The sequence below is a fragment of the Acinetobacter sp. UC24323 genome, from assembly GCF_024151445.1.
GTDB lineage: Bacteria > Pseudomonadota > Gammaproteobacteria > Pseudomonadales > Moraxellaceae > Acinetobacter > Acinetobacter baumannii.
The window spans coordinates 38,905-63,642 of the sequence record NZ_JAHIBY010000011.1 but is presented as its reverse complement, the minus strand read 5'-3'; the positions used below and the strand labels follow the sequence as shown (position 1 = coordinate 63,642).

Genomic DNA, 24,738 nt, shown 5'->3' with positions numbered 1-24,738 from the left:
ACAAATCTTTTTTGCGTTTGAGGACAAAATGTCTCGCCAATTTGATCATCTTGCCGATGTTGAAGTGTTTTTAATTGTGGCCGAAAAGCTTTCTATTAGTGCAGCTGCTATTGATTTATCTACAACGCCTTCGGTCATTAGTAGAACAATTACAAGACTCGAGAAAAAATTAGGTATCCAGTTTTTTAGAAGAACTACTCGCCATTTAAGTCTGACCGAAGCAGGCCAGCTTTACTATGAAAAAATGCAACATGCTTTTCAGTTAATTGACCATGCTGAACGCGTGGTTCAAGGTGAACAACTACAAATTTCTGGAAAAATTAAATTAAGTGTACCTACGACTTATGGGCACTATCGTCTCCCCCCCTTATTAGAAAAATTTCTTTTGAAATATCCGGACATTCAAATTGAAATTAGTATTTCTAATCGAAACGTTGACTTAATTGCTGAGGGTTTTGATTTAGCCATCCGTCAAGGACAACTTCCTAACAGCACCCTTATTGCTAGACCTTTAGAGCAAGCACCTTTAAAACTTGTTGCCTCACCTGCTTATTTGAAACGCATGGGTATTCCAAAAAATTTGGAAGAATTAAAACATCATCAATGTATTGCCTTTGAATTGCCCAGTAACGGCAAAATAACCCCATGGTTTTTAAAAAATGATAATGAGGAAATTCAATGGATACCAACAAATCGAATTTTAGTAAAAGAAGATATTGTGGGTGTGGTAACTCTTGCTGAAAGCGGGCTAGGTATATGTCAAAGTTACGACTTTATTGTTAATGAAAAAATTCAACAAGGAAAACTACAACCTATACTTACTACATATGCAGGCCATACACGTCTTTTTTCTTTGTTATATGCGCAGCATAAACACATGTCCTCTGCTACCCGAGCTTTAATTGATTTCTTATGTTCAAATGATGACTAGCTAAACTGAATATATGTAAATGGTATTTAATTTTTCTAGGTGAATAGTAAATATTCTATTTTAATAGAAAGCATACAAAGAAGACACTAAACTCCAATAATCGAGTGAAGGTTCTCCACATTTAAAGAGAAGTGTTTTGTTACATTTGCCGTAACGAAAGATATTAAGGTCCTGTAACTTGGGACACGGAGTAAATGATGAAATTAAATGCTTTATTATGTAGTGCTGTTTTAGCTACTTCTATGGTAACTGTAGCACATGCTGACAACACAACTCATGTAGCAGCAGCTTCTGCTTTAGGTAGTGTTGCTGGTACTGCAATTGGTAAAAGCATGGGTGGTACATCTGGCGCAACAATTGGTGCTGCTTTAGGCGGTGCTGGTGGTGCAGCAGTTGCAAGTGACCGTCGTCACCGTACAGAATCTGCAATTGGCGGTGGTTTAGGTGGCGGTGCAGGTTATACTGTTGGTAAAAGCATGGGTGGTACAAACGGTGGTTACATCGGTGCTGCTTTAGGTGCAGCAGGTGGTTCTGCTTTAGGTAATAAAATTTCTAAAGACCGTGATGCAGATCGTTCTTCTAAGTATTGGAAGAAAAAACACCGTCATCATCGTCACTAATTACTGTGATGAAATCGGCTTAAAAACACCTTCGGGTGTTTTTTTATAACTAAAAATTTTGGTTTCTAAGATAGTTGCTCATAGTTTATCCATATATTAATAGAAACAATACAAAGCAGACACAAAACTATCGTATCAGCATGTGCCTTCTTCATAATTTTCTCGAAATTTTTAATTACATTTAGCTCAAGACATAAAGATTGCTCGTTATTGAAAAGAGCATGGAGTTCCACAATGAAAATGAATGTTTGGTTAGCAAGTGCATTAATCGCAACAACATCTATGGTTACAGTTGCTCATGCAGATAATGGTACCCGTGTAGCGGCAACTTCTGCTCTAGGTAGTGTAGTAGGAACAGCAATCGGTAAAAGTATCGGTGGTACATCAGGTGCAACAATTGGTGCAGCTTTAGGTGGTGCTGGTGGTGCAGCAGCAGCAAGTGACCGTCGTAATCGTACAGAAGCGGCTATTGGTGGTGCTTTAGGCGGTGGCGCAGGTTACACCGTTGGTAAAAACATGGGCGGTACAAATGGCGGATATATCGGTGCAGCAGTTGGTGCCGCTGGTGGTTCTGCTCTAGGTCGTAAAGTTGCCCAAGATCGTAACTATGATGACCGTTATGACCGTCGTTATGATCGTGATGACCGTAGATATTATGATGGTGATCGCCGTTATTACAGAGGTGGTAACTACCGTCATGACAACGGTTTACACCGTGGTTGGTACAAACATCGTTAATTTATATATCAATCTAAAAAAGCACCCTAGTGGTGCTTTTTTATTTTAGGAAGAAAGCCATATCGAAAAAAAACGATATACATTGGCTTCTTTATATCGTATTATTTCGATATAACGTTTTCCGAGAATATCGCATGCGATCACTTCAAGATACTAAATTTTCAATTTTGGAGCTTGCCCCTATACGTGATGATAAAACTATTGAGTTTTCATTACGTCATGCACTTGAGCTTGCCCAACATGCAGAAAAGTTAGGTTATGACCGTTTTTGGCTTGCAGAACATCATAATATGGATGGAATTGCGAGTTCGGCAACAGCTGTTTTACTTGGTTTTATCGCGGCTCATACCCAGCGCATTCGTTTAGGTTCAGGCGGGATCATGCTGCCAAACCATGCTCCCTTAGTGGTTGCAGAACAATTCGGTACATTAGCTACTTTATATCCAGACCGTATTGAGTTAGGTTTAGGTCGCGCTCCAGGTACAGATCAGGTCACCATGCGTGCCTTACGCCGCGGACATCAGGAAACAGAAGATCAGTTCCCGAGAGATGTTGTAGAAATCTTGCAATATTTCAAAGCACCTCAAGTGGGCCAAAAGATTATTGCGACACCTGGACAAAATACTCATGTACCTGTCTGGTTGTTAGGTTCAAGCTTATTTAGTGCTCAGTTGGCTGCAAAACTTGGCTTACCCTACTCATTTGCATCACATTTTGCACCACGTATGCTTGGTCAAGCCATTGAACTTTATCGTGAGAATTTCGAGCCTTCTGAATATCTAGATAAACCTTACGTTTCAATGGGTGTTCCAGTTGTCGTTGCAAGCACAGATGAAGAAGCACAATTCTTGGCAACAAGTGCTTATCAACGTGTATTAGGATTAATTCGTGGGGAAAGCCTCAAACTTAAGCCACCAGTTACATCTATGCAGGGATTATGGAACACGGCAGAACAACTGTCTGTTGAAAACTTCTATACGATGGCACAAATCGGTTCAGTTGAAACAGTACGTTCAGGTCTGCAAAAACTTCTGGACACTTATGAAGTCGATGAGTTTATTTTTACTTGTGATGTATACGACACAGCTAAACGCTTAGATAGTTTTACCCAATTAATGCAAGTAAAATCAGGCAATTAATATATATGCAACATCTCATGTTTGAATCTATATCAAGCATGAGATAACCACCTATCTGAAAATACTTTACCCAGACTCCTTGCTTGGTTATTTATATTAAAACGATAAAAATCATCATAAATGAAAACCAAAAGGACTTTTGGAAAATGAGTATTGACCTTAAAAATAATGTCGCTAAATCAGCTATTTTTCAAAATACAGTTGAGGATTTTGAAGCCTTCACTGGTCAAATTCTGTCATCAAATCAACTTAAAGAATTTGATTTTTCTCATTTAAATGTAGCCATTATTGGAACGGATCAGGAGACCGTAACGCATTTAGAAAAAATCTGCCAACAGGCAAAATTTGTAACTGTATTTCAAATTACGCCTCACTTTATTTTACCTCACAGTCAAATCGGTATACATCGATTAATTACCCATCCACTTATTGCCAAGAACCGGAGGTTATTTAACAATCGTGTTAAAAGCATCTTAGCTTTACGTTTTCTTGAAACCCAAGTAAATGAAACATGGCTTAAACGACTTTTGACGCCCAATACCGCACGGGCAAATAAAACATTTTTTAAATCGGATAGCTACTATACTGCATTGCAAAGAGCAAATTGCAAACTACAAACTTGGCCGATTGTAAAAGTTACCGATACAGCCATTTATAGTATGGATGGCACTCAACGACCCGTTGATATCATTATCAGAACTACACCTTAAAAATAAAAAAGCATGGTTGATAGACCATGCTTTTTTTACTCATTTCAAATCATATCGAGTTAAATACCCCTGCTCATCATAATGTAAGATGATGCGCTGAGACTTTTGTAATTCTGATAATGATTCGGTACTGACCATAAATTGTGAGGCCAGCAACTCAACAGAGCTATTCGGAGCTTTGCTGCGGCGATCATCCCCATGAAATCTAAGCCAGTTATAACTTGCCCATAAAATTAAAATGAGCGCGCTTAAACCTATTAATAGAAGTAAATGCAATAAAGTTTTCACTTCTGAAACATGATCTACCCACACATAGTCATAGATGAGATGCCCTTCAAAAATCCATAAAAATAATGAAACGAGTGGAAAAAGCAGCCACATTAAACAAAACCAACCTATTGTTTGTAACGTATAGTTTGCAGTTTTATTTTTCACATATTCAGGCTGATCAATATATTCAGGTATATCTAAAACTTCTACGTCGATATTTGTATCATTTTTCATGAGTGATCTCCACGGAAGCCTCGATCAGGGCTTACCCAACGAGCACGTTTTTTGGTGTTAAATATAGTTTTGGGTACTGCAACAACACTGGTAAATAACGTCAGTAACCAGAAAAATAATGGATACCAAATTACCCAAAAATAATTTCTAAAAAGCCGACCACGATCATAACGATGGTCTATCCATAAACTTACTAGAAATTGGACAAGACATGTTCCACCTAATATCACGCCATACCACTGCGGCATGAGTGAATTAATTTGAAATTGTTGCGGTAAATCCACAAACAATCCCACAAAAAATAGAATAAAAATCATAATCATCACATATGACCAAATAATGCTGACTAAAGCTTCGAGCATTACCGGCCACATACGGCGCAAGCGCAGTTTGAACATTTTCGGAATATATTCTAATAATACCTCTACCCCACCTTGTGCCCAGCGTAAACGCTGTTTCCAAAGGCCTTTAAAGGTTTCCGGCATATAGATATAACAAAGTGCTTGAGGAATATATTGAATGTCCCAATGGTCCATTTGGAGCTTCCAAGAGATATCAATATCTTCCGTAATTTTGTCATCAGACCAAAAGCCCACGCGAACCAAAGCGGTCTTTCTAAAAGCTGCAATTACGCCTGATACTGTAAAAATACGGCCATATGTTCTTTGTGCGCGCTTAATCAAGCCAATAATTGAAGAGAACTCGCCAACTTGTAATTTACCTAAAATACTTGAGCGATTTAAAATCCTAGGATTACCAGTTACAGCACCAATTCTTGGAAAATTTAAAAAAGGCTGCATAAGCCAAAGTACTGCATGAGGATGTAATAAAGCATCTCCGTCAATACAAACTAGATATTCGTATTTACTTACTAACACTCCCGATCTTAAAGCTACGGCCTTACCTTGGTTTTCTGCCAGGTGCACAACTCTTAATCGGACATCTTGAGCTGCCAGTTCATCAAGAATTTCTGCAGTGCTGTCACTACTTCCGTCATTTACAGCAATGACTTCAAAATTCGGATATTTTGTCTGTAAGGCATAACGAATCGTTTGTCGGACCTGAGCTTCTTCATTAAAGCAAGGAATAATAATACTGCACCCTTCACTTGATGGCTCAGGCAGTTGCTGCTCATGATATTCCCTTTTAAAGAAAAACCAGAGACCTCCTACCATCCATGTCCAAGCCATCAACAACGGATATAAAAAGGCAAAAGCAAATAAAATATCGAGTAATACTTTCATTACTTTTTCCCCTCAGTCGCGAGACCTGCAAAGGGCTGATACATGACCGAACTCGAATTTAAACTAATCGGGTTATATAAATATTCATGAATATTTTTTGAGTTTTCATTGGTATAGCCATCAACCCCAAATTTCTGAATACCTATGCGCTGAATATTGAAAAGACCTTGTTTCACTTCTTGCCAGGCATTTTGCTGACTATTTTCGGGTAATGATAAAGTCAGCATAATGCGCTGTTTATATTTCGAATCAAGCGTATTTAAAATTGCTAATACGTGATTAAACTGTTTTTGCTTACCCACTATATTGAACTTAAGATTTACTAAATCATGTTGGGATAACAGCGTTTTTAAAAGCGTTGGTAAATTTTCAATATGTTCAAAATCAGGTGTAAGCAATAAACTAAACTGAGCCTGATTACTCATGTTTAAATAATGCTTCACAGCCTTTTGAGTAAGCTGGCTCACATATGTAAGCTGTTTTAATTGGTTAGCACAGGCATTTTCTTTTATTGTTGTGCTTTGCATAGCACAATTTAAAGTGGTTCCAGCATTAAGTTGAATACCACTTAAATTACTATTGAAACGTGCGATATCCTTCGCTAAATCTGCCACCAAAAACGGTTTATTTTTTTGAGGATATACAGGCAACTCTAAAATAACCGACTGTCCGGCACGAGTTTGTGCCTGCCATAAAGTTCGGTTCAAAATATCTTGCTGAACGCTTAGTTGAGTTGTTGGGAAATAAGCAATGTCATACTGCCCATCGCCATCTTGATCATCTAAAGGTTTCAATATCAATGTGTTATTTTTTAAGCTATAAAGCTTAGATAACAATAACCCTAGTTTCTCATCTGACTGAGTATTAGTTGAAGCAGTTAATTGTTTTAAGTCCATACTCACAAAGTGGCGAGGTTGCTTAAATAAATCTAATTCTTCAAAGTTGAGAATATTGATCATACCCTCTGTTAACTGCTCAGCTGTAGGATTATTAGTGACTAAACTACGTTTAAAAGTCGAGTCACTCACTCTATTCATTCCATCACGCCCTAAACTGAAAGAAAAAATAAAGCCTGCTTCTTGAGACAATTTTTCTAATTGCTCATTCACAGCACCATAAGGCCAAATAATTGCTTTAGGTTCAACACCCACTTCTTTCTTTAAAACGGCGTATGATTTTTTTAAGTCCTGCAAAATACGTTGTTGATATTCCACATCCGTTTCATAACGCTTTTGTGATTTTAAATACGCGTAAGAAGTCGCAGCAGGCTGTTCATTCCCTTGGGGATTAGCCAATACTCCATGGTGCAAATCATCACTATGACTTGCAAACTCGGCTAAGCCCGAAGCTTGCATTTCTCGCACTTGCTTCCAATTGACTAGATTTCCTTGTCCATAAGCTTCATAGCCAGCTTGTGTATTCCCATTTAGCCAACTGGTCGGAAGTGCAAATACTGCCGGAATCTGATATTGCTTAAGTAATGGAAATACACGGCTATAACTACTTAAAGCGCCATCATCGAAAGTTAATAGAATAGAATTATGAGGTAATTCCTTACCTTGTTTACGCGCTTCTTCAATATCTTTTAAGCGAATTGGTTTCCAGTCAGATTGACTTAACCAGTCAAAGAACTGTGCTAAATTTTTCGTTTGGATTGCATAAATATCCCGATCCCCTTCTTTTAAGACATCATCCCTGACATCATGAAAGGTTAAAGAAACCGTATGATTTTTTGGTAAATCTTTTTCTATCTGGGCATATGCAAATTGCAGAGGCAACAATGTTGAGACCAAGGCACAGCCCAACATTTTCGACAATAAATTATTCATTAAAAACGCCCTTCAAATCCAAAAATACCGTAGGTATGTTGTTCATCATGTCCATCGTAAGGATGGTATTGCCAACCAATTCCATAATTGAGCTGCCATGTCCGTGATAGCTGCCATTGATGTTGATATTGCAAAGAGTAAGTAGGTTTAGCAGAGTAATCGGCCTGTTTATAAAGGCCTACACCCGCTTCAAAATGCTGCTTAAATGAACGCTCATATTCACGCCAAGTCACCCAGTCATGACTTAAGTTCAACTCAGCGCTGTAATGTGAACTTGGACTAAAATAAGCTGTTTGATCTTGGCTGTTAGTACCGTAGAAACCTCGAACAGTGCCATAAGTAATATGATGAGGTGCGTCGAATAGCCTTTCACGCCAAAATGTTGAAAATTCTTGTTGTTTGTTACCATCACTAATATCAGTTAAACCGTAACTCGCGCCAATCTGGCGAGATTCATCTTTTTGCCATGTAACAGCAGCTCGGTAAGATTGACCATCTTCCCCTGCATCAAGGGCTTGTAAAGGAATGTCAGCCTGACTGTTATATTGCAATTGATACTGCCAATGGTCATTTAGCCATTGGGACCAATCAAGACGGACTCCTGCTTGCCCACCATCCGTACTTTGCGACACAATTGCCGCCAACGCCTTACGGTTCGCCTGCCATTCTGCTCCGATCCCATAACGCTGGTCATGCACATCGCCAAAACGGTACTCCCCATAACGATCTTGATGCCAAGCGAATAAACGATAATTATCCTTAATCCAAGGGCTATTAAGACGCGTTTCCATTTCACGGTCTTTTAAACCATTCTGCCCACTTACAGTATCGTGACTGTCGGCTTTACTTTGGCCCCAAGTAGTTGAGTGTGAAATTGTGGCTTTATTACGATCTTCTAATTCTTTTCGACTTTTAATGACCCCACTATCATCAGGGTAATATTGCACTAAGTTTTGTGTGGTTTTTCGCCATGTCGGAATATCACCTAAAGCTTGAGCATTTTGCATTTCATTAATGCGGGTGTCTTTAGCAATCGGATCTATACCATTTAACCGAGAAATTGTTTTTTTTGCCTCTAGCGGTTTTTCTCTCCAACGTTCTACACGCGCAAGATTATTAATCAGGCTCTCATTCGCAGGCGCCTGCTCTACTTTTTTTTGAAAATGCTTTTCAGCTTGATCCAGATGATTAGCGTAGGCTAAATGCATTCCTTGTAAAGCAATATAATCATCACGATCAGGATGACTGGTTTTATCTACACCCTTAGCCTGACTATATTTATAAGTCGGAATAAGCTGATCAACTTCAGCGAGAAGTTGTTCAGCTTCCTTATATTTTTCTTGTTCAATATAAGAATAATACAGTCCCGTATAAACGGTCATATCCGGATAATTCTTTTCACTTAAAAGCGTTTTATAAGCAAACTCGGCCTGTTTCGGTTTTTGCTCCGCCAAATAACTATCCGCAATTGCATGACGTACATATGCCGGTAATTTTTCGAGTGGAATATTCAACTGGGTGAAACTCTCTATAACCGCTTTTGAACGCCCTCTAAAATCTAATCCATATAAATAATCGTAATAAAACCGTAAGTAATTAGGATCGGAAGGATTCATTTGCTGATGCATTTTTTGTCCTTGCTCCAGCACTTTATCTAATTCAGCAAAGCTTTCGGCATCGGATAGACCTTCGCGATTTAAATATTTATATCGAGCAATTGCATTGTTGATATGTTGAGAAAACTCACTAACTTGTAAAGTCTGCAGCATTTGCACTGTTTTTTCAGTTTTTTCGCTCGCTTGCAGCAATTGCTGTGCCTTCTTATATGAGCCAATAGCAATTAGATCGTAAACATATTCTTGTAAAACGGATGAGGATTTTGGTTGTTGTTGATAAGCATGCTCAACTGTAGCTAAAGCATCTACTGGTAAATTTATTAAACGATAAGCATATGCAACCCGTACCAACTGATCAGCAGTTAAACCTTTAATATCGATCTTCGACAACTGATCTTTAGCATTCGCCACATCTTGAGCTTCAGCATACAAAACCGATAATAAAATACACCCATCAACTGACTTTTGAATATTGAACTTATTTGACCATTCAATTGCAGTTTTAAAATGCTTAAAATCACGGAAATTTTGAATTAAAGGTAACTTTGCATATTCTGGAAAGTCTACATAATTAATATTTACCAAAAACCGTGAAAAATTCGTAAGATCCCTTTTTTCACTTGACATAATAAACAGATAATCAGCAAGCAGCTTTTGATCATGCGGGTATTTATTTAGCAATTGATCTAGTTGGGATACAGCTTGTTGAGTTTGTCCTGCTCTATAATTTTGAATAGCTTGCTCACGCAATACATCAACCTGAGCAGCGTATAAATGAATTGGCAAGAGATAGACCAATGAAAAAACACATTTCTTTAGCATTTTGAGAATCGAATAGTCCCATATCGAGATGGGAAAGTATAGTTAAAAATGTGACATACATCACAATAATCAAATAACTAGCAACTTTAATCACAAATAATAAATATGGAGAAAAAAAGTATTTGTTTTTTTAAAAGCCACCTAAAAACAAACATTTATAAAAATATAGATTATTCTTTTATATACATTTCTTTTCAAAATTATTCTTTTTGAATATATTTAATTTGCACAAAACATACCTAACATTAACCAATCAAAAACATTTTTATATAAACAGTTTTATATTTAAAACTTTTATTTTTAATTTGTTTTATATTTAAAACCATTCAATTTAATCATATTAATAAATTTTAAATTGAATGGTTAAAATAAATAATTGACTTAATTAACCAATACGACGTTTTAAACCTGTCATTTGTAAAATACGAGTAGAAATTTCTTCAATCGACATTTCGGTAACATTTAAGTATTTAATTCCCTCAGAAATATAAATACCTTCAATAGCTCGCAACTCCATCTGACACTGGCTAAAACTTGCATATCGGCTATTCGCTTTACGTTCACTTCGAATGGCAACCAAGCGCTCTGCATCAATCATCAAACCAAATAATTTACTGCGGTGCTCTCTTAAGACTGCCGGTAAACGATTATCGTCTAAATCTTCTTCGGTTAAAGGATAGTTAGCAACACGGATACCAAATTGCAAAGATAGATAAATAGAAGTCGGTGTTTTACCGGAACGAGACACGCCAATTAAAATTAAATCAGCTTTGTCATAATGGCGGGTACGTGCTCCATCATCATTATCAAGCGCAAAATGAACAGCATCAATCCGGGCTTTGTAATACTCCGAATCGGTCACGGCATGAGTCTGCCCTACTAAAGTTGTAGGCGGGGTTCCAAGCTCCTGTTCCAGCTTACTAATTAACCCTTCAAACACATCCAGATTAACCGCTTTAGCCGTATTAATAATTTCTCGCACATGCGGATCGACCAAAGTATCAAATACTAATGGCAGGCAACCATCTCTGGTCTGACACTTATTAATCTCGACCACCACTGCCATTGCGGCCTCTTCAGTGGTGATGTAAGGCATGATGTGAATATCAAAATCTACGTTAGGAAATTGAGCTAATAACGAATGTCCAAGGGTCTCGGCAGTAATCGCAGTTCCATCAGAAATAAAAAAAACACTCCGCTTAAATTGTTTACTTTCTGACATTAAAATTCTCCTTAAACATTTGTCTTAGTGCTATATAATCTTTATAGTAAACTGATCTTACATGACTGTCGCTTAGTAAAATTCTCAACTAAGCACTTTATTTTTTAATTTCATGCCAAGATAGACATTAATACTGCAAAAGTGGAGTGAAAACTTTGGAAGCGCGCGTAATCGGTCTAGAAAAATTAGGGAAACACGATGTCGAACTCGTAGGTGGGAAAAACTCATCTTTGGGTGAAATGATCAGCCATTTATCAAATGCTGGTGTATCGGTACCTGGTGGTTTTGCAACAACTGCTGATGCCTATCGTGAGTTCTTAGACCAAAGCGGTCTTAACGCTCGAATTCAAGCAGAACTTGCAGAGCTTAACGTTGACGATGTAAATGCCTTAGCAGAAACTGGTGCTAAAATTCGTCAATGGATTGTAGAGACTCCACTTACACCTGGCTTAGAACAAGAAATTCGTGAAGCATTTGCTGCACTTTCAAATGGTAACCCAGATATTGCTGTTGCTGTTCGTTCGTCTGCTACTGCAGAAGACTTACCGGATGCTTCTTTCGCCGGTCAGCAAGAAACTTTCTTGAATATTCGCGGCATTGATAACGTATTAATTGCTGTAAAAGAAGTATTTGCATCATTATTTAATGACCGTGCTATTGCATATCGCGTTCACCAAGGTTTTGAACACAGTCTAGTTGCGCTTTCTGCTGGTGTTCAACGTATGGTTCGCTCTGAAACTGGCGCTGCAGGCGTAATGTTTACCCTTGATACTGAGTCTGGCTTCCGTGATGTTGTATTTATTACTGCATCTTACGGTTTAGGTGAAATGGTTGTACAAGGTGCCGTTAACCCGGATGAATTCTATCTTTCTAAACCATTATTAAATGCAGGTAAACACGCGGTATTACGCCGTAACCTTGGTTCTAAGCACCAGAAAATGATTTATGGTGAAGAAGGTTCAGCGGGTAAATCTGTTGTAGTTGTAGACGTTGAAAAACAAGAACGTCAACAATTCGCGTTAAATGATCACGAGTTACAAGAGTTAGCGAAACAAGCGCTTATTATCGAAAAGCACTATGGCGCTCCAATGGATATCGAGTGGGCAAAAGATGGTGACGATGGTCAAATCTATATTGTTCAAGCTCGTCCTGAAACTGTAAAGAGCCGTCAAAATGTCGGCACAATGGAACGCTACCTACTCAAGCAAAAAGGTACTGTACTTTGTGAAGGTCGTTCAATCGGTCAACGTATTGGTTCCGGTAAAGTCCGTATTGTTAACTCAATTAAAGAAATGGACAAAGTACAAGACGGTGACGTACTTGTATCAGACATGACTGACCCAGATTGGGAACCAGTAATGAAACGTGCTGCTGCCATCATTACTAACCGTGGTGGCCGTACTTGTCACGCTGCAATTATTGCCCGTGAACTTGGCGTACCAGCAATCGTAGGTTGTGGTAACGCAACTGAAGTATTGACTGACGGTCAAGAAGTTACTGTTTCTTGTGCTGAAGGCGACACTGGTTTCATCTACGAAGGCGCGTTAGATTTTGAAGTTCAACGTAACTCTATCGAATCTATGCCTAAACTTTCATTCAAAATCATGATGAACGTAGGTAACCCTGACCGTGCCTTTGACTTTGCTCAAATTCCAAACGAAGGTATTGGACTTGCTCGTCTAGAGTTCATTATTAACCGTATGATCGGTGTTCACCCTAAAGCTCTTCTGAACATTGAAAGCTTGCCTCGCGAAACTCGTGCTGCGGTAATGACCCGTACAGCTGGTTATGCATCACCTGTAGAATTCTATGTTGAAAAACTAGTTGAAGGTATTGCTACACTTGCAGCAGCATTTGCTGACAAACCAGTTATTGTTCGTATGTCTGACTTTAAGTCAAATGAATATGCGAATCTTATTGGCGGTAAGTTATACGAGCCAGAAGAAGAAAACCCAATGCTTGGCTTCCGTGGCGCAAGCCGTTATGTTTCGGATAATTTCCGTGACTGTTTCGAGCTTGAATGCCGCGCACTTAAAAAAGTTCGTGATGAAATGGGTTTAACTAACATCCAAATCATGATCCCATTCGTACGTACAGTGTCTGAAGCGAAACGCGTTATTGAGTTATTAGCTCAAAATGGCTTGAAGCGTGGTGAGAATGGCTTAAAAGTCATCATGATGTGTGAATTACCAACTAATGCATTGTTAGCTGAACAATTCCTTGAACACTTCGATGGCTTCTCTATCGGTTCTAACGACTTAACTCAGTTAACACTTGGTCTTGACCGTGACTCTGGTATTGTTTCTCACTTGTTCGATGAGCGTGATGCTGCTGTAAAAGCTCTCCTTTCTATGGCAATTCATGCTTGTCGTAAAGCGGGTAAATATGTCGGTATCTGTGGTCAAGGACCATCAGACCACCCTGACCTTGCAAAATGGTTAATGGAGCAAGGCATTGAATCAGTATCTCTTAACCCTGACTCGGTTTTAGACACATGGTTCTTCCTTGCTGAAGAAAAAATCAAGCAAATCTAATTTGTTATAAAAAAAGACCCATCCGTGGGTCTTTTTTCATCTTTAGAATAGAGAATTTTTACTTATGCAAATTTACTTGGCACGTAATAATCAACAAGCTGGGCCTTATACCTTAGAACAACTAAATCAAATGTTGGCAAGTCAACAAGTTTTGCTTACTGATTTAGCTTGGCATGAAGGCATGACAGAATGGAAAGCTTTAGGAGAATTAACCCAAGGTAAACTTGTATATCAACCTACTGGTTATTCTGCTTTTTCAGCAAATACAAATACGCCTTATAATGAGACCATTCAGCACATTCGTGTAGAAACTAAAACACACGAGCTTGCTTCAATTTCGTCTCGTGCTCTTGCGAAAATTATTGACTTATTACTTTGGCTACCTATTGCAGCTATTCCGTCTTTTTTCTTTAATGAAGCTCAATATAAACAACTTTTTGAGTTACAAAAACAGATGCAATCTGCAGAAGTTGCATCAACTAAAGCAGCTGAACTTCAACAGCAGCTTTTTACCCTTATTCCTATAGAAGCTTGGCACACAATGCTACTTTATGTCGTGATAATGCTCGCTATTCAAGCATTTTTATTGACCAAGTTTGGGCAAAGTATTGGTAAAAAAATTGTCGGAATTAGAATTGTCGATGCCGAAACCAATGGTAAAGTTAATTTAACGCGTATCTTCCTTCTAAGAAGTGTCGTTTTCATTATATTAAACTTACTATTTATGCCTATTAGTACAATTATTGACTATGCTTTTGCATTAGGACAAAAGCGACAAGCTCTACATGACAAAATTGCAAGAACAAAAGTGATCAAATGATAGTAAATGACTCATTCATTTAATGTCTAAAAAAAAGGAGGCACCTCGCCTCCTTTTTTTCCATAGAGAGTTGATATTTAAATAAAAGCTCTGTTGAAATTAGATACCCTACAAAAAAAATCGGGTTTTAAAACAATTATTTCAGACGACTTTATGTGTAGCTTAGTTTGTCGATATGAGGCATAATGCCCTACAACGTAGCGGTGTCACATCATTGAGAAGTCTAATTTTTAAGACTAGCGTTCTCAATCATGCGACACTTTAATCGCTATCCCATATTTAATTAGGGAATGGGACTCTTCACCGAGGTTGTAAAATGAGACAAACGATTTTAGCTGTATTGTCTTTATCAACGCTTGCCGCACTTTTGACTGGGTGTGGTGGTGATATGGTACTTCTAAACTCTAAAGGTCCAGTTGGTCAAGGTCAAAGTGACCTTATGATGACTGCGATCTATTTAATGTTACTTGTGGTGATTCCTTCAATCATCATGGCATTATGGTTTGGTTGGAAATATCGTGCGTCAAATAAAGATGCAGACTATAAACCTACATGGGCACACTCAACTGCAATTGAAGTTGTAGTATGGGGTATTCCTGTCATTATTATTGGTATTTTAGCTTGGTTAACTTGGTGGGGTTCCCACAAGTATGACCCATACCGTCCTTTAGAATCAGATAAAGCACCTTTAACTATTCAGGTTATTGCTGAACAGTTCAAGTGGATTTTTATTTATCCTGAACAAAACATTGCGACTGTTAACGAAGTACGTTTCCCAGAGAAAACTCCGTTAAGTTTCAAAATCACTTCTAACTTCACGATGAACTCATTCTTCATTCCACAGTTAGGCGGTCAGATTTATGCAATGGCAGGTATGCAAACTCACCTTCATTTGTTAGCAAATGAAACTGGTGTATATCGTGGTTTCTCTTCTAACTACTCAGGCTATGGTTTCTCTCAAATGCGTTTCAAAGCGCATAGCGTTACAGAGCAACAATTCAACGAATGGGTAGCGGCTGTTAAAGCAGGTAATGGTACAACCATTAACCCAGAAGCAGTTCAAAAAACTACGCTTGACCAAGCTGAATTGGCAACCTTACGTGATGGCGATCGTTCTAAGCACCAAATCGAGCATTTAGTAAATCGTGCTAAAGCTGCTGGTGACCAAGAAGCGCTTGCTAAAGCAGAAGCGATGAAACCGTTCCCGACTAAGCCACACCCTGTGACTTATTACTCTTCAGTTGAACCAAAATTGTTTGAAACAATTATCAACCACTATATGAGTAACTATCATGGTGCTGACCACTCTGCTGCACATACAACAGCAGAAACTCATGTTGCAGCTGAACACGCTGCTCAAGGGGAATAAGACATGGATATGATTTTTGGTAAATTGGGTTGGGACTCTATCCCGACAGAGCCAATCGTACTTGTCACCATGGTCTTTATGGCACTTGGTGCAATTGCTGTGCTTGGCGGTATCACCTATTTCAAAAAATGGGGATATTTGTGGAAAGAATGGTTTACAACTGTAGACCATAAAAAGATTGGTATCATGTATATCATCGTATCTGTTGTCATGCTTTTGCGTGGTTTCGCCGATGCGATCATGATGCGTTTACAACTTTTCCTCGCTAAAGGCGGTGGTGAAGGTTATTTACATCCTGACCATTACGACCAGATCTTCACCGCACACGGTGTAATCATGATCTTCTTCGTAGCAATGGGTCTAGTTGTAGGTATGATGAACATCTCTGTACCTTTACAGATCGGTGCTCGTGACGTTGCTTTCCCATTATTAAACTCTTTAAGCTTCTGGTTATTCGCTGGTGCTGCTGGTTTAATGATGCTTTCACTTGTATTAGGTGAATTTGCTGCGACTGGTTGGATGGCTTACCCTCCTCTGTCTGGTATTCAATATTCTCCTGGTGTAGGTGTTGACTACTATATCTGGGCACTTCAGGTTTCTGGTCTAGGTACGCTTTTATCTGGTGTTAACTTCTTCGTTACCATCATCAAAATGCGTGCGCCTGGCATGAAATTGATGGATATGCCTATTTTCACATGGACTTCACTTTGTACGGCTGTATTAATCATTGCATCTTTCCCTGTATTAACAGGTACTCTTGCGATGCTTACATTAGACCGTTACTTCGGTTTCCATTTCTTCACAAATGAGCTTGGCGGTAGCCCAATGCTTTATGTGAACTTGATCTGGACATGGGGTCACCCTGAAGTATATATCTTGGTATTACCAGCATTTGGTTTATACTCAGAAATCGTTGCAACCTTCTCTCGTAAAGCGTTGTTCGGTTACAAGTCTATGGTATATGCGACAATTGCAATTACTGTATTAGCATTTGTTGTATGGCTTCACCACTTCTTCACCATGGGTGCTGGTGCGAACGTTAACGCGTTCTTCGGTATCATGACCATGGTTATTGCGATTCCTACTGGTGTGAAAATCTTCTCTTGGTTATTCACCATGTATAAAGGTCGCATCACCTTTACTACTCCAATGTTATGGACGCTTGGCTTCCTTGTAACATTCGGTATCGGTGGTTTAACTGGTGTACTTATGGCTGTTCCACCTGCGGACTTCCTTGTACACAACTCATTATTCTTGATCGCTCACTTCCATAACGTAATTATCGGTGGTGTGGTGTTTGGTATGTTTGCCGGCATCATTTACTACTGGCCAAAAATGTTTGGTTGGAAGCTCAATGAAGCATGGGGTAAAGCTGCATTCTGGTTCTGGTTCTTCGGTTTCTATTTTGCATTCATGCCACTTTATATCCTTGGTTTCATGGGTATGACTCGTCGTTTGAATACATATGACAACCCTGAATGGGACCCATACCTTGCGATTGCATTATTCGGTGCTGTTCTTGTTGCGATTGGTATTGCATGTTTCTTAATGCAAATCATCGTTGGTTTCTTACAACGTCACCAAAACATGGACTACACAGGCGATCCATGGGATGCTCGTACACTTGAATGGGCTACTTCTTCCCCTGCTCCATTCTATAACTTTGCTCATGAACCAGATGCAAGCGGTATTGACCGTTTCTGGACTGACAAAGAGAACGGTGTAGCATACGCACGTAATACTAAATATGAAGACATCCACATGCCGACTGATCGTGCTGCTGGTTTTGTCATTGCAATGTTCATTACTCTTCTTGGCTTTGCACTCATCTGGCATATTTGGTGGCTCGTTGTTGTTTCATTCGTTGCAGCTGTTGTTAGCTTGATCGTAAGCTCATTCACTAAGAATGTTGATTACTATGTTCCAGCTGCAGAAGTTGAGCGTATTGAAAACGAACGCTATGCTTTACTTGAAAAACACTTGAAGAAGGACTAAGGAAATGGCTGAAGTACTTCATCACGACAACCACGGCCATGATGGTCATCATGAACATGATGATACTGACTTAACGGTCTTTGGTTTCTGGACATACTTGATGAGTGACTTGATTCTTTTCGGATCACTCTTCATTGCGTTCGCTGTATTAAGCAGTCATGTTCCACCAGGAACTCCAAGTGCATATGACCTGTTCCATGAATCATTAGGCTACGTGTTAACTGAAACATTTGCCTTATTGATTTCATCGGTGACTTTCGGTTTTGCGGTACTTGCATCTTATAAAAAGAATGTAAATCAAGTGATCACTTGGTTATTTATTACATTCCTTTTTGGTGCAACCTTCATCGGGATGGAACTCTATGAATTCCATCACCTTGTAGAAGAAGGTCATGGTCCAACTCACAGTGCTTTCTTATCATCGTTCTTTACTTTGGTAGGTACGCACGGTATCCACGTAACTTCTGGTTTAGTGTGGATGTTGGTACTGATGTATCAAATCAAAACTAAAGGTTTGACTTTACCGAATACACGTCGTCTTGCTTGCTTAAGCTTGTTCTGGCACTTCCTTGACATCGTTTGGATCTGTGTATTCAGCGTCGTTTACTTACTGGGAGTTCTCTAATGAGTAGTCATGAGCATAATGCTGCTGGTGCGTCACACGGTAACTTTAAGCAATACACTGTTGGCTTTATTCTTTCTGTCATCCTTACCATCATCCCATTCGGGATGGTGATGGCGGGTGGTTTCAGCCGCGGTCTTTTGGTTACAGTGATTGCAATCACTGCCGTTGCTCAGGTTCTTGTACAACTTGTGTACTTCTTACACATGAATACATCATCTGAACAACGTTGGAATATGATTGCATTTATCTACACAATCCTATGTATCGCTGTACTTTTAATCGGTTCTGTGTGGATTATGAATTACCTTCACTACAATATGATGATCTAAACTGATTGTCATGTTGAAAAAGTATTTATTCCTGACTAAACCAGGAATTCTCTTCGGTAATTTTATTACCACCTTGGGCGGCTTCTTCTTAGCCGCCCAAGGCTCTATAGACATCTTATTATTATTGCTCACTCTCATTGGAACAACATTAGTTGTTGCTTCAGGTTGTGTGGTTAATAATGTTATAGATCAAGATATTGATACAAAGATGCAGCGCACTCAAAACCGTGCACTTGTTAAAAAAACCATCTCTCCTACTGTTGCGCTTGTATATGCTTTCGTACTCGGAGTAATGGGTTTTAGCATTTTGTGGTTTGGTGTAAATGGTTACGCATTTTTGTTTGCAATGATTGGTTTTATTGTCTATGTCGGTTTTTATAGTTTGTGGACTAAACGTACCTCAATCCACCAAACCGTCATTGGTAGTATCTCCGGAGCGAGCCCTCCTGTTATTGGTTATACAGCAGTAACTCATCAATTTGATGTGGCAGCCTTGCTTTTGTTTTTAGCATACGCTTTATGGCAAATGCCTCACTCTTGGGCAATTGCAATTTATCGTTTTGATGATTACAAAAATGCGGGAATTCCTATCTTGCCTGTAGCACGTTCCATTTATCGCACGAAAATTGAATGTGTAATCTATATCCTGTTATTTGCAGCTGTTTTGAATGGGTTATATTGTTTTGGCTACACCAATGTATTTTTCTTGATTACCTTTAATGCTTTGACCGCATACTGGTTTTATTTATCAATTATTGGATTTAAAGCTGAAAACGACCAACTTTGGGCTAAACGCTTTTTCCTTTACTCAGTAATCTTAATTACTTTGCTAAGTTTAAGTTTTAGCTTTACCTATCAATCCTCTGCTCCAAATCTTCCTCTCTTTTAATTAAGGGAGGATTTCCTCCTCTCTCAAATAACTTTTATATTTCTCATCAAAAGATTTGTTTTTAGTCTAATTTTTACCTATAATTCAGCCTTCGCATTTTTTGCGACGTAGCTATTTATATTTTTAGCTATGACTCCTTGCTTCTAATTTTATTAGGGGCTGTTTAAACCGTAAGGAGCTGACAATGCGTCATTACGAAATCGTACTTTTGGTACACCCAGACCAAAGCGATCAAGTTGTAGGTATGGTTGAACGCTATATCTCTCAGATCAAAGAAGCTGATGGTCAAATTCACCGTTTAGAAGATTGGGGCCGTCGTCAATTGGCTTACCCAATTAACAAAATTCACAAAGCGCACTACATTCTTATGAATGTTGAATGTGGTCAATCTACGCTTGATGAGTTAGAAGAATTATTCCGTTATAACGACGCGATCATTCGTAACCTTATCATCCGTCGTGAACACGCAATCACTGAAGAGTCATTGCTTGCTAAGAGTGCTGAAGAAAAGCGTGCGCGTAAAGCTCAACGTGAAGAAGCACAGCAAGTTGCTCAAGAAGCTGAATAAGGAGAACATCAATGGCACGTTTTTACCGTCGTCGCAAGTTCTGCCGCTTTACAGCTGAGAATGTTGCGTACATCGACTACAAAGATATCGATACTTTAAAACAGTACATCACTGAAAACGGCAAGATTGTTCCTAGCCGTATCACTGGTACTAAAGCTCGTTATCAACGTCAATTAGCGCTTGCTATCAAACAAGCTCGCTACTTGTCTTTGATTCCGTACACTGACAACCATAAGTGAGGTGATCTGTGGACGTTATCTTATTACAACGCATTAAGAACCTTGGTAAATTAGGCGATAAAGTATCAGTTAAAGCTGGTTACGGCCGTAACTTCCTTATCCCTCAAGGTAAAGCAGTTGCAGCTACTGAAGCTAACACTGCTGCTTTCGAAGCTCGTCGTGCTGAACTTGAGAAGCAAGAAGCTGAAGTATTAGCTGCTGCTCAAGCACGTGCTGAACAATTGAACGAAGTTAACATCGTTATCACTGCTAAAGCTGGTGACGAAGGTAAACTCTTCGGTTCTATCGGTACTCGTGACATCGCTGACGCGTTAACGAATGCTGGTCTTACAGTTGACCGTGCAGAAGTTCGTTTACCAAACGGTGCGCTTCGTCACACTGGTGAATTCAACATCGCAATTCAATTGCACCATGATGTTGTTGCAGAAGTTCTCGTTACTATCGTATCTGAGTAATTTCTCATCAAAAAAAGAGCATGCTTACGCATGCTCTTTTTTTATCTCTTAAATTTAAGCAATAAAATTAGATATATTAATTCCTGATCAGTTCTTCAGTTTAATTGGTTTTTTAATTAGGTAGTTTATTTAGTTTTGTTTTAAGATAGTTCTCGGCTTAAAACCCTTTTTGTGTACACATTTTATCATCAGGTCTAATTATGTCTCAGGCGAATGCCACTTCTTTAACCCTTTCATCTCCAACAGAAAATAAGACGAGTGAATCAGGCCAACTTAAAGAGTTTCGCACTCCCCCACACAATTTAGCCATTGAGCAAGCTGTACTTGCTGCGCTGATGACCGTTGCTGAATCTTTTGAACAAGTCAGTGACTTACTCAAAGAAAATGATTTTTATGCCACTCGCCATAAATATATTTATCGTGCAATTGAAAAATTAGCACAGGAAAACTCACCGTATGATGCGGTTTTGGTCAACGACTGGCTTTTAAAACAAAACTTACTCGATGCGATTGGCGGTGAAGAATATTTGATGCAGCTTATGGCTGACTCACCTTCGAGTTTCTATAATCTTGAAACTTATGCGACTAAAATTAAAGAATTTTCTACACTACGCAGTATGATTAAGGTAAGTACTGAAATTTTACAAAATGCTTACGACACAAAAGGTCGAGGTGTAAGTGAAATTTTAGATTTAGCCGAAACGAGTATTTTCTCTTTAGCAGAACAACATAACAACAATAAAAAAGATTCTGGACCTAAAGCAATTAGTTCTGTAACTGCCGATGTAATTAGTAAACTTGATGAACTTTCAAAATTAGACGGAAATATTACTGGTTTAACGACTGGCTTCTTAGAGCTCGATAATAAAACCTCTGGTATGCAACCGGGTGATTTGATTATTGTCGCAGCACGTCCGTCTATGGGTAAAACTACTTTTGCCATGAACTTGGTTGAAAGTGTTTTGCAATACAATAAACTCCCAGCTCTCGTCTTCTCTATGGAGATGCCAGCAGACTCAATTGCGATGCGTCTAATTTCAGCTATGGGTAAAGTGCATCAAGGGCATTTACGTTCAGGTAATTTGGATGCTGATGAATGGACTAAAGTAACGGGTACCATTCTGCAACTTCAACAAATGCATTTGTATATTGATGACTCCTCTGCCCTACCACCTACTGAAGTTCGTGCCCGAGCTAGACGTATCGCAAAAATGCATGATGGTAAAATTGGCTGTATCATGGTCGACTATTTACAGTTGATGAAAGTTCCGGGTATGGGTGACAACCGTGTTGGTGAGATCTCGGAAATTTCACGTAGCTTAAAAGCTTTAGCTAAAGAAATGAACTGTCCTGTGATTGCACTATCTCAGCTTAACCGAAGTCTGGAAAATCGACCGAATAAACGTCCAGTAATGTCTGACTTACGTGAATCTGGTGCGATTGAGCAGGATGCCGACTTAATCATGTTTATTTACCGTGATGAAGTCTATAACAAAGAATCGAAAGAAGCAGGCACCGCAGAAATTATCATCGGTAAACAGCGTAATGGTCCAATTGGTACCGTTCGCCTTGCCTTTGAAGGCCAATATACTCGTTTTAGTAATCTCTCTCCTGAGTATTACAGCCAATATGATGATGAAGAATAAACTCTATCTCTAGCCCAAAGGAGTAAATGAGGGTGCGTCAAGCAACAGTTTATATTGATCGCCAAGCGCTTCAATATAATTTAAACCGTGTCAAACAACTCGCAGCAAATTCAAAAATCGTAAGCATGGTAAAGGCCAATGCATACGGACATGGAGTCAAAGACTGTTTAGCAGCCTTAAATGCCTCAGATGCCTTTGGTGTAGCCTGCCTACAAGAAGGATTAGAAATCCGTGAACTCGGTTTCGAACAACCAGTTACTTTAATTGAAGGGGTATTTTCTGAAGATGAAATGCCCGTCGCAATTGAACAAAAATTTGAATGCGTCATTCACCATCAACAACAGTTTGAATGGTTAATTAAACACAAACAAGCATATATTGCCCAAGGCTTAAAAGTATGGGTTAAATTAAATAGCGGTATGAACCGTTTAGGTTTTAAAGACCCAGAAATTATTGAAGTGATTAAGACATTAAAGTCTGAAGGTTTTACATGTGTACTTGCTATGCATTTTGCAAATGCAGATGTAGATCACCCTTTAAATGAACAACAAAAACAGCAATTTTTGCATATTAAAGAAACTTGCGATCCAATTTTAGCATCATGCTGTAATTCAGCTGCCATCTTTAAATGGCCAGAACTAAATTTTGACTATGTACGTCCTGGTATTATGCTCTACGGCGCTTCACCTTTTGCAGATAAAACAGTGCATGATCTTGATTTGAAACCTGTCATGACTTTTACTGCAGAAATAATAGCGTTAAACCATATTGAAGCTGGTGAACACGTAGGTTATGGCTCTACTTTTTGTGCTCAACAGGCTATGGATATCGCCATTGTTTCTATTGGCTATGGTGATGGTTATCCAAGAGCTTATGTTAAGCAAAATTTTGTCGCTATTGATGGCAAACTTTGCCCAGTTGTGGGCCGTGTAAGTATGGATATGATTGCGATTGATGTCACAAATACTCAAGTAAAACTTGGCACCCAAGTTGAACTTTGGGGAAATCACCGTTTAGTTGATGATGTGGCTGAAGCAAATGGCACAATCGGCTATGAATTACTTTGCCGTCTAAGTTCTCGCCCAGTCCGTCAGGGTACTTAAAGTTCACTAAATAAAAAATCCAAGCACTGCTTGGATTTTTTTTGAATAAATTTTAGCGCCAATAATCATCTGTAGGTTTTGGCATTTCCTGTAAACCACGGCGTAACGTATCTGACCATTGACGACTAATTTGTGAAAAATATGGATCATCTTCAGTAATTCGCTTACCCATAGGGATCACAAAACTATCTTTACTATAAACCAATGCATCTAACGGCAAACCAACAGAGACATTAGAACGCAATGTAGAATCAAATGAAATTAAACTACAACGAAGAGCATCATCTAATGGCATCGCATAATATAAAGCTCGATCTAAAATAGGTTTGCCATATTTACTTTCGCCAATTTGAAAGTAAGGCGTATCTGTGGTGGCACAAATAAAATTGCCTTGCGGATAAACATTATAAAGCTGCATATCTCCGCCTTTGATTTGCCCACCCACTAAAATACTACAGGCATAATTCATTTGTTCTTGGGTATCTGAACTGATATCTTCTAAAACGCTTTTCAAGGTTTTACCGACTAGATCAGCCACCTCAAACATAGTATTAATGCTATATAAATTAGGCTCTTGTTGCAAAATAAGTGCATTTTGCAAATGCCCGATAACCGCTTGTGTAGTTGCTAAATTGCCTGCTGTTTGCAAGGCAATAAACCGCTCTCCCGTTACTCCAAAAGTATGCAGTTTACGGAACACAGAAATATGATCGACCCCGGCATTAGTTCGAGTGTCACTTATAAACACCAAACCCTGTTCCAATCTCAGCGCACAACAATAGGTCATTTCG

At 38.9% G+C, this 24,738-nt stretch carries 23 protein-coding genes; 17 read left to right on the top strand and 6 right to left on the bottom strand.

The window, feature by feature from the left end:
* The first annotated feature begins 28 nt into the window (after positions 1 to 28).
* The 5 genes from KNQ97_RS14955 to KNQ97_RS14935 all read left to right on the top strand — a co-directional run bounded on the left by KNQ97_RS14955 (position 29) and on the right by KNQ97_RS14935 (position 4,138).
* Positions 29 to 931: a LysR family transcriptional regulator gene (locus KNQ97_RS14955; protein WP_253612409.1), complete on the top strand. Its 903-nt coding sequence runs from the start codon at positions 29 to 31 to the stop codon at positions 929 to 931.
* Positions 932 to 1,128: 197 nt separating this feature from the next.
* Positions 1,129 to 1,551 carry a glycine zipper domain-containing protein gene (locus KNQ97_RS14950; RefSeq protein ID WP_000772607.1) on the top strand — a complete coding sequence of 141 codons (423 nt, stop codon included), beginning with the start codon at positions 1,129 to 1,131 and terminating at the stop codon, positions 1,549 to 1,551.
* Between the two features lie 234 nt (positions 1,552 to 1,785).
* Complete coding sequence (locus tag KNQ97_RS14945; protein WP_000783724.1) at positions 1,786 to 2,289, top strand: hypothetical protein; 504 nt, start codon at positions 1,786 to 1,788, stop codon at positions 2,287 to 2,289.
* A gap of 134 nt (positions 2,290 to 2,423) precedes the next feature.
* On the top strand, positions 2,424 to 3,428 hold the full coding sequence (locus KNQ97_RS14940) for an LLM class flavin-dependent oxidoreductase (RefSeq protein WP_001257208.1): 1,005 nt from the start codon (positions 2,424 to 2,426) through the stop codon (positions 3,426 to 3,428).
* A gap of 146 nt (positions 3,429 to 3,574) precedes the next feature.
* Positions 3,575 to 4,138 (top strand): hypothetical protein, encoded by a 564-nt coding sequence (locus KNQ97_RS14935; RefSeq protein WP_000020770.1) that lies wholly within the window; start codon positions 3,575 to 3,577, stop codon positions 4,136 to 4,138.
* A 39-nt stretch (positions 4,139 to 4,177) separates the two neighbouring features.
* Here the strand turns inward: KNQ97_RS14935 and pgaD are convergent, their stop codons facing one another.
* From pgaD to KNQ97_RS14910, 5 genes are all read right to left on the bottom strand, one after another.
* Positions 4,178 to 4,642: a poly-beta-1,6-N-acetyl-D-glucosamine biosynthesis protein PgaD gene (pgaD, locus tag KNQ97_RS14930; protein ID WP_000786881.1), complete on the bottom strand. Its 465-nt coding sequence runs from the start codon at positions 4,640 to 4,642 to the stop codon at positions 4,178 to 4,180.
* Positions 4,639 to 5,886, bottom strand: coding sequence for a poly-beta-1,6-N-acetyl-D-glucosamine synthase (gene pgaC, locus KNQ97_RS14925; protein ID WP_031993118.1), 1,248 nt, complete (start codon positions 5,884 to 5,886; stop codon positions 4,639 to 4,641). The genes pgaD and pgaC overlap by 4 nt, the downstream gene beginning before the upstream one ends.
* Positions 5,886 to 7,715 (bottom strand): poly-beta-1,6-N-acetyl-D-glucosamine N-deacetylase PgaB, encoded by a 1,830-nt coding sequence (gene pgaB / locus KNQ97_RS14920; RefSeq protein WP_253612408.1) that lies wholly within the window; start codon positions 7,713 to 7,715, stop codon positions 5,886 to 5,888. The genes pgaC and pgaB overlap by 1 nt, the downstream gene beginning before the upstream one ends.
* Complete coding sequence (pgaA, locus tag KNQ97_RS14915) at positions 7,715 to 10,153, bottom strand: poly-beta-1,6 N-acetyl-D-glucosamine exporter porin PgaA (RefSeq protein ID WP_253612407.1); 2,439 nt, start codon at positions 10,151 to 10,153, stop codon at positions 7,715 to 7,717. Before pgaA ends, pgaB begins: the two co-directional genes overlap by 1 nt.
* Before the next feature lie 385 nt (positions 10,154 to 10,538).
* Positions 10,539 to 11,375, bottom strand: a complete 837-nt coding sequence (locus KNQ97_RS14910) for a pyruvate, water dikinase regulatory protein (RefSeq protein WP_000004354.1) — start codon at positions 11,373 to 11,375, stop codon at positions 10,539 to 10,541.
* A gap of 146 nt (positions 11,376 to 11,521) precedes the next feature.
* Here KNQ97_RS14910 and ppsA point away from each other — a divergent pair, with 146 nt between their 5' ends.
* The 12 genes from ppsA to alr all read left to right on the top strand — a co-directional run bounded on the left by ppsA (position 11,522) and on the right by alr (position 23,947).
* On the top strand, positions 11,522 to 13,909 hold the full coding sequence (gene ppsA / locus KNQ97_RS14905) for a phosphoenolpyruvate synthase (protein ID WP_000853480.1): 2,388 nt from the start codon (positions 11,522 to 11,524) through the stop codon (positions 13,907 to 13,909).
* 64 nt (positions 13,910 to 13,973) lie between these two features.
* The gene (locus KNQ97_RS14900; protein ID WP_001167811.1) at positions 13,974 to 14,729 is read left to right on the top strand and encodes an RDD family protein; all 756 of its coding nucleotides are present in this window, start codon (positions 13,974 to 13,976) and stop codon (positions 14,727 to 14,729) included.
* A gap of 316 nt (positions 14,730 to 15,045) precedes the next feature.
* Entirely contained in the window at positions 15,046 to 16,098 is a 1,053-nt protein-coding gene (cyoA, locus tag KNQ97_RS14895) for a ubiquinol oxidase subunit II (protein WP_001250044.1), read from the top strand.
* A gap of 3 nt (positions 16,099 to 16,101) precedes the next feature.
* Positions 16,102 to 18,093: a cytochrome o ubiquinol oxidase subunit I gene (gene cyoB, locus KNQ97_RS14890; RefSeq protein WP_000367186.1), complete on the top strand. Its 1,992-nt coding sequence runs from the start codon at positions 16,102 to 16,104 to the stop codon at positions 18,091 to 18,093.
* 4 nt (positions 18,094 to 18,097) lie between these two features.
* Positions 18,098 to 18,718 (top strand): cytochrome o ubiquinol oxidase subunit III, encoded by a 621-nt coding sequence (gene cyoC, locus KNQ97_RS14885; RefSeq protein WP_000852577.1) that lies wholly within the window; start codon positions 18,098 to 18,100, stop codon positions 18,716 to 18,718.
* Positions 18,718 to 19,047, top strand: coding sequence for a cytochrome o ubiquinol oxidase subunit IV (locus KNQ97_RS14880; protein ID WP_000094534.1), 330 nt, complete (start codon positions 18,718 to 18,720; stop codon positions 19,045 to 19,047). Before cyoC ends, KNQ97_RS14880 begins: the two co-directional genes overlap by 1 nt.
* A 10-nt stretch (positions 19,048 to 19,057) precedes the next feature.
* Positions 19,058 to 19,936 carry a heme o synthase gene (gene cyoE, locus KNQ97_RS14875; protein ID WP_253612406.1) on the top strand — a complete coding sequence of 293 codons (879 nt, stop codon included), beginning with the start codon at positions 19,058 to 19,060 and terminating at the stop codon, positions 19,934 to 19,936.
* A gap of 184 nt (positions 19,937 to 20,120) precedes the next feature.
* Positions 20,121 to 20,504, top strand: a complete 384-nt coding sequence (gene rpsF / locus KNQ97_RS14870) for a 30S ribosomal protein S6 (RefSeq protein ID WP_001216679.1) — start codon at positions 20,121 to 20,123, stop codon at positions 20,502 to 20,504.
* 11 nt (positions 20,505 to 20,515) lie between these two features.
* The gene (gene rpsR, locus KNQ97_RS14865; RefSeq protein WP_000090661.1) at positions 20,516 to 20,743 is read left to right on the top strand and encodes a 30S ribosomal protein S18; all 228 of its coding nucleotides are present in this window, start codon (positions 20,516 to 20,518) and stop codon (positions 20,741 to 20,743) included.
* A gap of 8 nt (positions 20,744 to 20,751) precedes the next feature.
* Positions 20,752 to 21,198, top strand: a complete 447-nt coding sequence (gene rplI, locus KNQ97_RS14860; protein WP_000382591.1) for a 50S ribosomal protein L9 — start codon at positions 20,752 to 20,754, stop codon at positions 21,196 to 21,198.
* Positions 21,199 to 21,398: 200 nt separating this feature from the next.
* Positions 21,399 to 22,844, top strand: a complete 1,446-nt coding sequence (gene dnaB, locus KNQ97_RS14855; protein WP_000075891.1) for a replicative DNA helicase — start codon at positions 21,399 to 21,401, stop codon at positions 22,842 to 22,844.
* Positions 22,845 to 22,876: 32 nt separating this feature from the next.
* The gene (alr, locus tag KNQ97_RS14850) at positions 22,877 to 23,947 is read left to right on the top strand and encodes an alanine racemase (RefSeq protein ID WP_001248169.1); all 1,071 of its coding nucleotides are present in this window, start codon (positions 22,877 to 22,879) and stop codon (positions 23,945 to 23,947) included.
* Between the two features lie 52 nt (positions 23,948 to 23,999).
* On the opposite strand, the gene KNQ97_RS14845 is transcribed toward alr, so the two are convergent.
* On the bottom strand, positions 24,000 to 24,734 hold the full coding sequence (locus KNQ97_RS14845; protein WP_000220477.1) for a proteasome-type protease: 735 nt from the start codon (positions 24,732 to 24,734) through the stop codon (positions 24,000 to 24,002).
* Positions 24,735 to 24,738 lie beyond the last annotated feature (4 nt).